General features: G+C 74.7%; 13 protein-coding genes. 9 read left to right on the top strand and 4 right to left on the bottom strand.

What is annotated here, in order from left to right; translation table 11 throughout:
• From ACWD4P_RS36385 to ACWD4P_RS36375, 3 genes are all read left to right on the top strand, one after another.
• Positions 1-1,095: FecCD family ABC transporter permease (locus tag ACWD4P_RS36385; protein WP_449782576.1), on the top strand; the 1,095-nt coding region annotated here is incomplete at its 5' end.
• Positions 1,092-1,910 (top strand): ABC transporter ATP-binding protein, encoded by an 819-nt coding sequence (locus ACWD4P_RS36380; protein WP_449782575.1) that lies wholly within the window; start codon positions 1,092-1,094, stop codon positions 1,908-1,910. The genes ACWD4P_RS36385 and ACWD4P_RS36380, both read left to right, overlap by 4 nt.
• The gene (locus tag ACWD4P_RS36375) at positions 1,907-2,650 is read left to right on the top strand and encodes a (2Fe-2S) ferredoxin domain-containing protein (RefSeq protein ID WP_449782574.1); all 744 of its coding nucleotides are present in this window, start codon (positions 1,907-1,909) and stop codon (positions 2,648-2,650) included. The genes ACWD4P_RS36380 and ACWD4P_RS36375 overlap by 4 nt, the downstream gene beginning before the upstream one ends.
• A gap of 98 nt (positions 2,651-2,748) precedes the next feature.
• Here the strand turns inward: ACWD4P_RS36375 and ACWD4P_RS36370 are convergent, their stop codons facing one another.
• Positions 2,749-4,125 (bottom strand): carotenoid oxygenase family protein, encoded by a 1,377-nt coding sequence (locus ACWD4P_RS36370; protein ID WP_449782573.1) that lies wholly within the window; start codon positions 4,123-4,125, stop codon positions 2,749-2,751.
• Between the two features lie 172 nt (positions 4,126-4,297).
• Here ACWD4P_RS36370 and ACWD4P_RS36365 point away from each other — a divergent pair, with 172 nt between their 5' ends.
• A complete protein-coding gene (locus ACWD4P_RS36365) occupies positions 4,298-4,873 on the top strand; it encodes a helix-turn-helix domain-containing protein (RefSeq protein ID WP_359827112.1) in 576 nt (191 codons plus the stop codon).
• A gap of 5 nt (positions 4,874-4,878) precedes the next feature.
• On the opposite strand, the gene ACWD4P_RS36360 is transcribed toward ACWD4P_RS36365, so the two are convergent.
• From ACWD4P_RS36360 to ACWD4P_RS36350, 3 genes are all read right to left on the bottom strand, one after another.
• Positions 4,879-5,790: a dihydrodipicolinate synthase family protein gene (locus ACWD4P_RS36360; RefSeq protein WP_449782572.1), complete on the bottom strand. Its 912-nt coding sequence runs from the start codon at positions 5,788-5,790 to the stop codon at positions 4,879-4,881.
• A gap of 1 nt (position 5,791) precedes the next feature.
• Positions 5,792-6,634: an aldolase gene (locus ACWD4P_RS36355; protein WP_449782571.1), complete on the bottom strand. Its 843-nt coding sequence runs from the start codon at positions 6,632-6,634 to the stop codon at positions 5,792-5,794.
• 115 nt (positions 6,635-6,749) lie between these two features.
• Positions 6,750-6,956, bottom strand: a complete 207-nt coding sequence (locus tag ACWD4P_RS36350) for a hypothetical protein (protein WP_359827120.1) — start codon at positions 6,954-6,956, stop codon at positions 6,750-6,752.
• Positions 6,957-7,067: 111 nt separating this feature from the next.
• Here ACWD4P_RS36350 and ACWD4P_RS36345 point away from each other — a divergent pair, with 111 nt between their 5' ends.
• The 5 genes from ACWD4P_RS36345 to ACWD4P_RS36325 all read left to right on the top strand — a co-directional run.
• Positions 7,068-8,159, top strand: a complete 1,092-nt coding sequence (locus ACWD4P_RS36345; RefSeq protein WP_449782570.1) for a DUF5937 family protein — start codon at positions 7,068-7,070, stop codon at positions 8,157-8,159.
• 154 nt (positions 8,160-8,313) lie between these two features.
• Complete coding sequence (locus ACWD4P_RS36340; RefSeq protein WP_449782569.1) at positions 8,314-8,850, top strand: pyridoxamine 5'-phosphate oxidase family protein; 537 nt, start codon at positions 8,314-8,316, stop codon at positions 8,848-8,850.
• Positions 8,851-8,944: 94 nt separating this feature from the next.
• Positions 8,945-9,901 carry a helix-turn-helix transcriptional regulator gene (locus tag ACWD4P_RS36335; RefSeq protein ID WP_449782568.1) on the top strand — a complete coding sequence of 319 codons (957 nt, stop codon included), beginning with the start codon at positions 8,945-8,947 and terminating at the stop codon, positions 9,899-9,901.
• Positions 9,902-10,147: 246 nt separating this feature from the next.
• On the top strand, positions 10,148-10,744 hold the full coding sequence (locus ACWD4P_RS36330) for a hypothetical protein (RefSeq protein ID WP_449782567.1): 597 nt from the start codon (positions 10,148-10,150) through the stop codon (positions 10,742-10,744).
• Between the two features lie 177 nt (positions 10,745-10,921).
• Positions 10,922-12,189, top strand: a 1,268-nt coding sequence (locus ACWD4P_RS36325; RefSeq protein WP_449782566.1) for an MFS transporter, incomplete at its 3' end; no start/stop codon positions are given.

Here is a 12,189-nt window from a genome sequence, read left to right as displayed (position 1 = left end):
GCACCGCGTTCAGCCCGCGCTTCGACGGCAGCGACCGGTGGCTCCAGCGCACCTTCGTCCCGCGCGACGGCGGTCCTGGCCGTCGGCGCGGCCCTGCTCCTGGCCACGGTGCTCCTCGGCCTGGCCGTGGGCTCGCAGCACGAGCCGGTCGGGACCGTGATCGACGTCGTCATGCGCCGTCTCGGGCTGGGCAGCCCGGACGTGACGCTGCTGGACGACCGGATCGTCTGGCAGCTGCGGCTGCCCCGGGTGCTGGGAGCGGCCGCCACCGGCGCCGGCCTGGCGGTCTGCGGCGCGGTGCTGCAGACGCTGACCGGGAACGACCTGGCCGACCCCTTCCTGCTCGGGATCTCGGACGGAGCCGCCGCCGGCGCGGTCACCGTGATCGTCCTCGGCGTCGGCGTGACCGGCGCCGTGGGCACCGGCGCGGTGGCGACGGCGGCCTTCGCCGGTGCCCTGCTCGCCGCCGCCGTCGTCCTGGCCCTGGCCGGCGCCCGCACCCGGTCACTGCCGACCACCCGGACCGTGCTCGCCGGCATCGCGGTGGGACAGATGTGCGGGGCGTACACCTCGTTCGTCGTGATGGTCCTCGGGGACCGCAACGCGGCGCGCGGTGTCATGGAGTGGACGCTCGGCTCGGTCGCCGGCGTGCGGTGGCCCACCGCCGTCTTCCTGACCGCCGTCGCACTGGTCGGTCTCACGGTCCTGGCCTCCTCGGCCCGCGACCTGGACGCCTTCGCCTTCGGCGAGACCTCCGCCCGCTCCCTCGGCGTGCACGTCGAGCGCACCCGCTGGCTCCTCGTCGCCACCGCCGCGCTGGTGACGGCGTGCCTGGTCGCCAACACCGGCGTCATCGGGTTCCTCGGCCTGGTCGTCCCGCACGTGGTCCGGCTCGTCTGCGGCCCGCGCCACGCCCTCCTGCTGCCCGCGTCGGCGCTGGTGGGCGCGACCCTCCTGGTGGGCAGCGACATCGTGGCCCGCACGGTCCTCCCCGACCGTGAGATCCCCGTCGGCGTCGTCACGGCCGGACTCGGAGCGCCCTTCTTCGCCTGGCTGCTGTGGCGCCAGGGGCGGACCGACGGGAGGGCGCTGTGACGCGCACGCCCCCCGTCGACCTGCGCGCGGAAGGCCTCGGCGTGCGCGTCGGCGCGGCCACGCTGCTGGACGACGTCTCGCTCGCGTTCCGCCCCGGCCGGATCACGGGCCTGCTCGGGCCCAACGGCGCCGGGAAGACCACCCTGCTGCGCGCCGTCGCCGGGCTGACCCGGCCGAGCACGGGGCGGGTCCTCCTGGACGGGACGGACCTCCACACGCTCCCGGCCCGCCGACGGGCCCGACAGGTGGCCTTCATGGAGCAACAGGCGGACACCCGGCACCCACTGACGGTCCGTCAGGTCATCGAACTCGGGCGCACGCCGCACCGCGGCCGCTGGCCCCTGCCGGCGAACGCCGCCGCCGACGCCCACGAGCGGTCCGTCCTCGCCGGTGCCGTCGCCGCCGCCGACGTCGGCCACCTGCTCGAGCGTTCCTGGCCGACGCTGTCGGGCGGCGAGCGGCAACGGGTCCAGCTCGCGCGGGCGTTGGTGCAGGAGCCCGGCGTGCTCCTGCTCGACGAACCCACCAACCACCTCGACCTGCGCCACCAACTCGGCTTCCTCCGAACCGTCCGCGGGCTGGGCATCACCACGGTCGCCGCGCTGCACGACCTCGAACTCGCCGCCGCCTACTGCGACGAGGTCGCCGTCCTGCTCGACGGCCGGCCGGTCGCCCACGGGCCCGTCGCCGAGGTGCTCACCTCGGAGACGATCGCGCGCGTCTACGGCGTCGACGTCACCGTGGAACGACACCCCCGGCACGACCGGCCGCACATCCGGTGGAACGGACTGATCCCCGAAAGGACGACCCCATGACCTCCCCCGCCCCGGATACCCCCGCCCGCCGCAGTGTCGTACTCCTGGTCGGCATGTCGGTCGCGGAAGTCGTCCGCCGCGACGAACTCCTCCGGACGGCGGCCGCGCACCGGGCCTCGACCGCGTTCCTGCAGCAGGGAGACCCCTCCCTGTCGGCCGAGCTGACCAGGCTGGCCGACGCGGGCCACGAGACCGTGCTCGTGATCGGCCTCCGCCTCGCGGCCTCCGGCCCGGCCCATTCCTGGCTGCGGCGGATCGCCGCGCACTGGTGGCGCGAGCGCGCGGGCCACCGCCCCGAACTCCTCGTCGCGACCCGCCTCGCCGACTCCCCGGACGCGGTCGCCACGGTGGCCGCGGCGACGAGGGCGATCACCGGCACGGAGCCCGGCCTCACGTCCGCGGCCTGGGAGGAGGTCCCCGGCCACCGGCACCAGGTCATGGTGTGCCGCGGCTCGCGGTGCACGGCCGTGGGCGCCGAGGAGGTGCAGCGCGCCCTGGCACTGAAGCTGACCGAGCTGGGCCTGGGCGACGACGACGTGCTGGTCACCCAGACGGGGTGCCAGTTCCCCTGCAACCAGGCCCCCGTCGTCAGCGTGCAGCCGGACGACGTCTGGTACGGGAAGGTCGACCCGGCCGTCGCGGACCGGGTCGTCACCGAGCACCTCGCCGGCGGACGACCGGTCGGATCCCACCGGCTGCCCCGCCACCGGAAGGAGCGGGCGGACCACCACCGCGGCTGACCGCCTCCGGCTCCCGCCTCGACGGCCACGGTGTGCCCCGTGCCCGGGCCGGTCGCCCCCGGCCCGGGGGCACACCGTTCAGCAGTGGGGCACACCGTTCAGCGGGGGTCGGGGATCCAGCTGCCGTGGAAACCGGCCGGCACCCGTACCGGCAGGTGGACGGTGGCGAGCGGGGCGCCGGTGAAGTCCTCGGCGGAGAGGACGACGAGGTCGCTCGCGCCCCGCTCCGGGTCGTGGACGTAGGCGAGCAGGTAGCCGTCGTCCTCGGCGCGGGCGCCCGGCCTCGGGACGAAGGACACCTCGCCGGTGTAGCGGCCTGCGCCGAGCCGCCGCACGGTGCTGGACCGCCGCCGCAGGTCGTGCTTGATCAGGGCGTCCCCGGCGGTCTCCGGGGGCAGGGTGCCGGGGGCCTCGGCGCCGGCCAGGTGGCGCAGCAGGTCGGTGGCCACCGTGGCGTACCCGTAGCGGTGGGCGCCGCCGACCACCGCGGGGCTGACCGCCGGGAACTCCTGCGGCCGGTCGTCCAGGCGGCTCTCGGTGACCTCCCCGGAGACGGTGTCGAGGGTCCAGCGGTCCAGGGTGGGGCTGCTCTGGCCGTCCAGCGCGCCGCCGACGAACATCCTCGGGTAGCGCACCGCGTCGAGGACGACCCGGTCGCCGTCCTCGTGGGCGTTGAGCGTGTGGAAGACGAAGCAGGGCTCGACCTCGTACCAGCGGACCTCGGTGCCGGTGCGGGGCAGCAGCCCGATCCGTGCGCCACGGGTCTCGTCCCAGACCGCCGGGTACGTCCGGCGCGCCCGGTTGTCGGGCTCGCTGACCCGCGCCGTGAGGTCGAGGACCACGGCGAAGTTCCTGGTCAGCGCCATGTCGTGGACCACCGGCCGGTGCGGGACGGGGATGTCCACGGTCCGGACGACGGTGCCCCGCGGGTCGAGCACCAGGTGGCGCAGCACCTCGCTGTCCCGCTGCCAGGTGATCGCGTGCAGCTCGCCGGTGAGGGGGTCGAGCTTGGGGTGCGCGGCGAACCCCTCGGGCAGCGTGCCGCAGAAGTCGCTGGCGCCCACCGTCTCGATCTCGTAGGAGAGTTCGTACGGGCGGAAGCCGCCCTCGACCAGCGCGAAGGTGCGGTCGGCGTGCCCGATGACGTGGGTGTTGGGCGCGACGTCGGCGATCCTCGGCGCGGCGCCGGGGCGCGGCCGCTCCCCCAGGGCCTCGGCCACGGCGGCGCTGCGGACCAGCCGGTTGCGGTACCACCGGGCCCGCCCCTCCAGCAGCCGGACCCCGTGCACCATGGCGTAGCCGCCGAACAGGTGCCGTGGCCGGGGGTCCTCGGCCCGCATCCCGTTGGGCCCGTTGCGCACGTACCGGCCGTTGAGCTCGGCCGGGAGCGTCCCCGTGACCGGCAGGTCGAAGGCGGTGACTTCCTCGGCCACCGGAGTGTAGGCACCGGTGAACGGGTTGGTGACGGTGGACACCGCAGACTCCTCCAGGCCGATTCCGACTGCCGCCGCGCCCGCGGAGCAGCGGTGCCCGGATCAACGACCCACCCGCCGCCCGGTGACGGCCCCCGACGCCGCCGGCACCCCGTCGGCCCCTTCCCGGCCGGGCCGATAATGGACCGGACGATTCCGTGGTGAGAGGTGGCGCATGGCCGGCAGGTTGCGGGTGCTGAGGAAGCAGAACCGGCTCAGTCTGGAGGCACTCGCCGAGCAGGTCGGCGTCACCAAGAGCTACCTCTCCAAGGTCGAGCGCGGCATCAGCGAGCCGTCGATCTCGACGGCGCTCAAGCTGGCCCACGCCCTCAAGGTCGACGTCGGCCGGCTCTTCTCGGACGAGGTGGAGCCCGAGCTCGTCACCGTGGTCAGGGCCGGCGAGCGCACGCCGATCGGTCCCGGGACCGATCCCGGGGCCTCCCACTACGAGGGCATCGCGACCGGCCTCAGCGGCAAGCGGATGGTGCCGTTCGTGATGTACCCGCCCACCGCGCCCTCGGACCCGCCGTTCAAGTCGCACCTGGGCGAGGAGTTCTTCTTCGTGCACGCGGGCAGCGCCGTGCTGGAGTTCCCCGGGCGCAGCGTCGAGCTCGGCCCCGGGGACAGTGTGTACTTCAACTCGGCGCTGCCCCACCGCTGCCGGAGCACCGGTCCGGAGCCGGCCGAGATCCTCGTGGTCATCCACGACGATCCGGACGGCCCCGCGGACCGGGTCCCCACGCTGCCCTGAGGGGCTCAGGCGGCGCCGGCCGCCGGGCCGGCCCCCGCCGCGGACAGCAGCGCGGCCAGCCGTGCCGTCCGCTCCTCGTCCAGCGGCAGCAGCGGGCGCCGGGGCTCCCCGGCGTCCAGGCCGCACAGGGCCAGGCCCGCCTTCACAGTGGTCGGCAGTCCGCCGCCGAGCAGGAACTGCAGCACCGGCAGCTGCCGGTAGAACACCCGGCGGGCCGTCTCCGGATCCCCGGCGCGCACCGCCCGGTACAGGTCGAGGGTGAGCTCGGGGATGAGGCAGGGCGCCGCCGTGCACCAGCCGGCCGCGCCGGCCGCGAAGGCCTCCAGTGCCAGGGTGTTGGAGCCGTTGTAGAACGGCAGGGCGCCGTCGGACAGTTGGGCGAGCCGGTGCATCCGCTGGATGTCGCCGCTGCTCTCCTTGACCATGGTGATGTTCTCCACCCGGTCGACCAGCCGGTGCAGGAGCTCCGGGCCGAGGTCGACCCCGGCGGTGGCCGGGTTGTTGTAGACCATCAACGGGATGCCGACCGCGTCGGCGACCTCGGTGTAGTGCCGGGTGATCTCGCGCTCGTCCAGCCGCCAGTACGAGAGCGGCAGCACCATCACCACGTCGGCGCCGGCCCGTTCGGCGAACCGGGCGCGGCGGACGGCGCCGCGGGTGGTGAGGTCGGCGATGCCGACCACGGTGGGCACCCGGCCCGCGACGGCCGCCACCGAGGCCTCGGCGACGGCGTACCACTCCTGGTCGTCGAGGTAGGCGCTCTCGCCGGTGGAGCCCAGCGGGGCGACGGCGTGGCAGCCGGAGCGGACCAGCCGGTCGATCAGCTCGGTGAGACGGTCGAGGTCCGGGCCGCCGTCGGCGGGCGAGAACGGGGTCACCGGATAGGCGATGATCCCTTCCAGGGCGGTGGCGGCCATCTCAGGCGTCCTTCCGGCCGGCGAGAGCGTCCCCGCGACCGGCCAAGGCGTCCGCGTGCCCGGCCAAGGCGTCCCCGTGGCCGGCCCGCAGTGCGCGGCGCGCGTAGTAGGCGAAGTTCGCCTGGCCGCGTTTGGGGGTGGAGGTCCAGTCGTGCGCCTCCTTGGCCAGCGGCTCCGGAATCTCCTGGATCTTCCCGGCGGCGCCGGCCAGCAGCTGGAGCCTGGCGGCCCGCTCGAAGAGCAGGGCCAGTGTGCACGCCTCCTCGACGGTGCCGGTGGCGACCAGCTGGCCGTGGTGGGCGAGCAGGAGCGCGCGCTTGTCCCCGAGGGCGGCGGAGATGATCTCGCCCTCCTCGTTGCCGACCGGGATGCCGGGCCAGGTCTCCAGGAAGGCGCAGTCGTCGTACAGCGGGCACATGTCCATGTGCGAGACGACCAGCGGGGTCTCCAGCATCGAGAGCGCCGAGACGTGCGGCGGGTGGGTGTGGATGATGCAGTTGACGTCCGGGCGGGCCCGGTAGACCCAGCTGTGGAACCGGTTGGCCGGGTTGGCCATCCCGTCGCCCTCCAGGACGTCGAGGTCCTCGTCGACGAGGAGCAGGTTGTCCTCGGTGATCTCGTCGAAGCCGAGGCCCAGGCGCTGGGTGTAGTAGGTGCCGGGGCGTTCGGCCCGGGCGGTGATCTGGCCGGCCAGCCCGGAGTCGTGTCCGGCGTCGAACAGGATGCGGCAGGTCAGGGCGAGTTTCTGACGCACCGTCCAGTCGTTGTCGGGGATCGCGGTCCGCATCCGGTGGTGGGCCAGCTGCACCAGGTCGGACTTGCCCGTCTCGAACGTGTCGGCCATGGCCGTGGTTCTCCTTCGCTCTTCGGTCGGAGTGGTGTGCGGAGGCGCCGGTGACACGCCCTTCACTTTAGGACACCTTGTGTCCTCACGTCGACCGTGCGTAGGGAACCGGACGTCAGCAGGCCCCGGGGCGCAGCCAGCGGCGGAGGAGGAAGCGGAGGCGGCCGGTGGCCGGGCGTCCCGCGAGGACGGCTTCGAAGCGGCGGTGGTCGCGGGCCGCGCGCAGCACCGCGAGGTCGTGGGTGCCGGGGGCGGGCGGGGCCGGCTCGCCGTGCTGCGCGGCCCGGTAACTGTCGAAGAGGTGCTGGTGGAGGGCGTTCATGCGCCCACGATGGACTCCGGCCGGCGCAGCCGTCCCGCCGATTGACGACCCCCGTCAAACGATGCCCCCCCCGCGCGGCCCGGCACCACGGCCGACCTGCACCATGGAGGGGTGAGCGTGACCATTGACATCACCGGACTGCCGCACGAGCGGATCACCTTCAGCCCCTCGCCGCTGGCCGAGCTCGGCAACGCCCTGCACGCGCTGGCCGAGCCCGCCCACCACGCCCGGCTGCACGCGTGGACGACGGCGACCTCCGCCGCGCTGGAGCCGGAGCTCGCCGACCGGCTGCTGGAGGCCGAGTTCATGTGGCGTTCGACGCGCTCCGACTTCCTGATGCCGCCCCGGCCCCGGGAGACCCTCGCCGAGGAACTCGACGACCTCGACCGGATGGACGACGAGAAGTTCGTCGGCACCGCCCTGGAGATCTCCTGCAGCACCAACCACTACCCCAAGGGCCTGCCGTCCCCGCTGGTCGACGCCTGGTCGCGGCGCCGCGCGCTCGACCTGGCCGCCGCCCGCGGCCCGCGCCAGGCGGCCTTCGCCGAGCGGATGCTCGCCGACCCCACCGGCACCCGCGCCTGGATCCGGCGCCTCCTGGAGGACTGCGACCAGGCCTTCTTCGCCGACACCTGGCGCCGGGTCCGCGTCCAGCTCGCCGCCGACGCCCGTGACAAGACCGAGCTGCTGCGCCGCAAGGGCCTCGCGGAGGCGCTCACGGCCGCGTCACCGGCCCTGCGCCTGGAGAAGGACGAGCACGGCAGCCGCATCGTCGTCGACAAACTGCTGCACGGCCGCACCACCGCCCGCACCACCGCCGTCACCCTGCTGCCGACCGTCCTCGGCTGGCCGCACCTCTTCACCCTCTACGGCCCGGGCTGGCAGCCGGTGATCCAGTACCCGGCCGCCGCCCACGAGATCGGCGGCGCCGAGCCCGTGGAGCTGGTCCGGCTGCGCCTGGACGCGCTGACCCACCCGATGCGGATGAACCTGTGCCGCAACCTCTCGCGCGGCGCCTACTCGACGAAGGAGCTGGCCGACGCGTACGGCATCACCGCCCCCGAGGTCTCCCGCCACCTCGCCGTCCTGAAGAAGGCCGGGCTGCTCGTCACCCGCCGCCGGGGCCGCTACCTCCTCCACCAGCTCGACATCTCGGTCGTCACCCGGCTCGGCAGCGACTTCCTGGAGTCCGTGCTGCGGTAGCGCCCGCGGCGCCGGCCCACCCACCCCTCCGGAAGTTTTCCGAGGACCCGCCGGAAAACACGACAGAGGATGTCGGGTTCTGCCGGGAGAGTGGGAACCGCCGGCCGGCGCCGTGGTGGCGCCGGCCGGGACGACGGAAAGCAGAGGAACCCCCATGCGTGAGACCCCCGACGAGCTGCACCGCCTCCAGGCCCTCCTCGACGCCTCGCTCGCCCGCTCCACGGCGCACCTGCGGTCGATCATCAACGAGGAACGCACCCTCACCGCCGAACAGCTCACCCGGGTGCTCACCGGCATGTGCACGCTCGCGGTGTCCACCGTGACGGCGAAGTGCGAGCCGCGGATCAGCGGCGCCGACGGCCACTTCCTGCACGGGAAGTGGCACTTCGGCACCGCGCGCACCGCCGCCAAGGCCCGCCACCTCGCCGCCCGGCCCGCCGTCAGCGCCGCCCACCTGCGCGGGGAGGACCTGGGCGTGTTCACCCACGGCACCGTGGAGGTGCTCAACCCCCTCGACGGCGAACCGGCCGCCGACTGGCCGGACCTGCTGGCGTACTTCCAGGACTTCTACGGCCGGGACGCCTTCGACTGGGAGCACGACGTGGTCTACTTCCGGCTGCACCCGCAGTGGATGACGGTGTTCGCCCCCGACTTCGGCGCACTCCTCGGGAAGGCACCGGACCACTCCTGACCCGCCCGTACCCTGAAGGCGGCCCGGCCGCGTGCCGGGCCCCGGGGAAGACCTTCACGGACGGCCGGAGAGGGCGGTCGGAGAGGACGGCGACATGCGGGCGAGCCGGGCCATCGCGCTGCTGCTCCTCCTCCAGACCCGGCGGGCGATGACCGCCGCGGACCTCGCCGCCGAGCTGGAGGTCTCCGAGCGCACCGTGCAGCGGGACGTCGCCGCGCTGGTCGAGGCCGGCGTGCCGGTGTACGCCGAACGCGGCCGCGGCGGGGGCTACCGGCTCGTCGACGGCTACCGCACCCGCCTGACCGGCCTCGAACGCGCCGAGGCCGAGGTCCTGCACCTGGCCGGACTCCCGGGCCCGCTGCGCGACATGGGCCTGGCCGGGCACGCCCTCGCCGCCCGGCTGAAGGTCGCCGCCGTCCTGGGCGACGCCCCCGCGGCCGCCGCCCGGCGGTTCCACCTCGACGCACCGGCCTGGTTCCGGGACGCCGAACCGCCGCCGCTGCTCGCCGAGGTGTCGCGCGCCGTGTGGGAGGACCGCGTCCTCCGGGCCCGGTACGCGGCGCGCGGCGGCACCCGGGAGCGGCGGCTGGAGCCGTACGGCCTGGTCCTGAAGGCCGGGCAGTGGTACCTGGCGGCGCGCGGCGCGTCCGGCCGGGTCGGCTCGTACCGCGTCGACCGCTTCGAGACCGCCGAGGTGGGCGACGAACGGTTCGAGCGGGATCCCGAGTTCGACCTCGCGGGCCACTGGGCCGCCGCCGCACGGGAGTTCACCCGCGCCCTGCTGCGCGAGCGGGCCGTGGTGCGGCTGAGCCCGCTCGCAGCCGAGCAGCTCGCCGTCCTGCTGGAACCGACCGCCGCCGCCGACGCCCTCGCCACCGCGGGCCCCCCGGACGCCGACGGCTGGATCACCGTGACCCTGCCGGTCGAGACCTGGGACATCGGCTACTTCGAACTCCTGCGCCTCGGCCCGGAGGCCGAGGTCCTCGAACCGCCCGAACTCCGGGCCCGCCTGGCCGAAGCGACCCGCCGGGCGGCGGCGCTCTACGACTGACCGGCCGGGGCGCACCGCCGCGCTCCGCCGGTGACGATGGGTGATGGCCCTGGTCGGCCCAGCGGGATTGCCGCCCACCACCGGGCCCGGAAGGCTGGGAGCACCGGGGGGAAGCACCAGGAACCCCAGGAGTCCGCGCCCATGTCCCCGAAGCCCGTTGCCCCGAAGCCCGTCGCCCCCGAGCCAGGATCCCCGGAGCACCGTTCCCCGAAGCACCGTTCCCCGAAGCTCAGGTCCCCGAAGTCGATGGCCGCCCTCGCCGCGGGCCTCGTCGGCACCGTGGCCCTCGCCCACGTCGCCTTCGCGGGAGCCCCCGTCACCCTGAACATGGGCACCGGCAGCGCCGAGTGCGTGCTCTCCTGGGCGAAGGACGGCGTCACCTTCAAGGCCCTCACCCCCGGCAGCGCCGCCTCGTCCTTCCGCGACGTCGACGCCACCGGGACGGTCACCATCGACCTCACCTCCGTCGGCAACCCGGTCGCCCTGGCGAACTCCGTCTACATCCGCACGGCGGCCAAGGGCGGGTTCACCCTGACCGACGCCGCCGGCCACTACGTGCAGGTCACCAACCTCGAAGGCAGCCTCTCCGGCGACAGCACCTTCGTCGTGCAGACCAGCACCGACCCGGCGGGCTCCCGCATCCCGGTGTACGACATCCCCGCCCGGCCGCAGATCACCCCCATGGTGCAGTCCGTGGTGCCGCCCCGGGTCGACCTCGCGCTCTCCGACATCCGGATGGTCGTGCTGCCCGAGTTCGCCACCGTCATGAACCGGACCTTCGGCGACAACACCCTCCAGCCCGGCGACCAGCTCGGCACCTGCACCGCCCAGACCAGCTCCTGAGCCCCGGGCGCCGGCCCCAGCCTGTGAGCGGGAGTCACAGGATCACCGCCTGTCTGGTTGGGTGCCCGGCCGGTCCGCAGGATGGCCGCATCGGACTTCCTGTCAGCCGTCGCGGCCGCTTCCGCCTGCCGTCCGAGGGCCCGGCCGCGCGCCCGTACCAGAAGGTGGTACCACGCCGTGAGCAGCATCTCCGACCCGCCCGTGCCAGACCGGGCCGAGGACGTCCCGCCGCTGCCCGCGTCCGCGCGCTTCGACCGGTGGCGCTACGCCGGGGTCTTCCTCCTGCTCTTCCTGTTCGGCACCGAGACCTTCCTGGTGTCGCCGCTGCTGCCGACCATCGCGGACTCCGTCCACACCACCGAGGCGGCCGCCGCCTCCAGCGTCACCGCCTACGTGCTGGTGTACGCCGTCGCGGCGCCCTTCCTCGGCCTGCTGAGCGACCGGCTGGGCCGCCGCCGCACCCTCGTCGCGGGCACCCTGCTGTTCGTGGTGTCCAACGCGGCGGCGGCGCTGTCCACCGGGCTGACCCTGCTGGTCGTCTCCCGCGCGGTGGCCGGGCTGGCGGCGGCCGCCGCCGGGCCGGCGATCTGGGCGCACATCGCCGAGACCGCGCCCGACGCGGTGCGCGGACGGGCGCTGGGCCTCGGCATGGCGCTGTTCTCCTGCGGCCAGGTGATCGGCGTGCCGCTCGGCGCCTTCCTCGCCGGGCTGGCCGGCTGGCGCTCGGCGTTCTGGGCGCTGGCCGTCGGCACCGCGGCCGCCGTGCCGCTGCTGCTGCGCCAGGTGCAGGCCCCCACCGCCCAGGCGGCCGCGGCCCGGGTGGGGGCCGTCCGGGCGATCCTGGCGGGCTGGGCCGATCCCACGCTGCGCCGCGCCCTGCTCGTCAACACCGTCTTCAACGCGGCCAACCTGGGCGCCTACACCTTCCTGGGCGCGGTGCTGCTGCAGCGCTTCGGCCTCTCGGTGCAGGCGCTCGGCCTGGTGGGCGTGCTGGTCGGCGCGGGCAGCGTGGCCGGCTCCCTGCTGGGCGGGCGGCTGGGCGACCGGGCGCGGCGCGCCGGGCGCTCGGACCTGCCGCTGCTGCCGGTGTGGGGCGTCCTGCTGGCCGTGGGCATCGCGCTGGCCGCCGAGGGCCCGGGCCTGGTGCTGGCCCTGGCCGGGGTGACGGTGTGGTTCCTGGCCTCGGGCGGCTTCGTGACGGACCAGCAGACGCTGGCCGGCACCATCGCCCCGGAGCTGCGCGCGACCTCCAGTGCCTGGCTGACCTCGACCATGTACGCGGGCACCGGGCTCGGCGCCTGGGCGGTGGGCACGTTCGGGGACGTCACGGACGGCACCCTGCTGGTCGGCGCCGGCCTCGGGCCCGGGTGGTGCGGTCACCGGCCTGATCAATGGCCGGCTCGTGGCACACGACCCCATCGCCCGCGACGTCGAAGCGGACTCGC

Source organism: Kitasatospora sp. NPDC002543 (genome assembly GCF_053594915.1).
The sequence above is the reverse complement of the archived record's forward strand: the minus strand, read 5'-3'. Positions and strand labels throughout refer to the sequence as shown.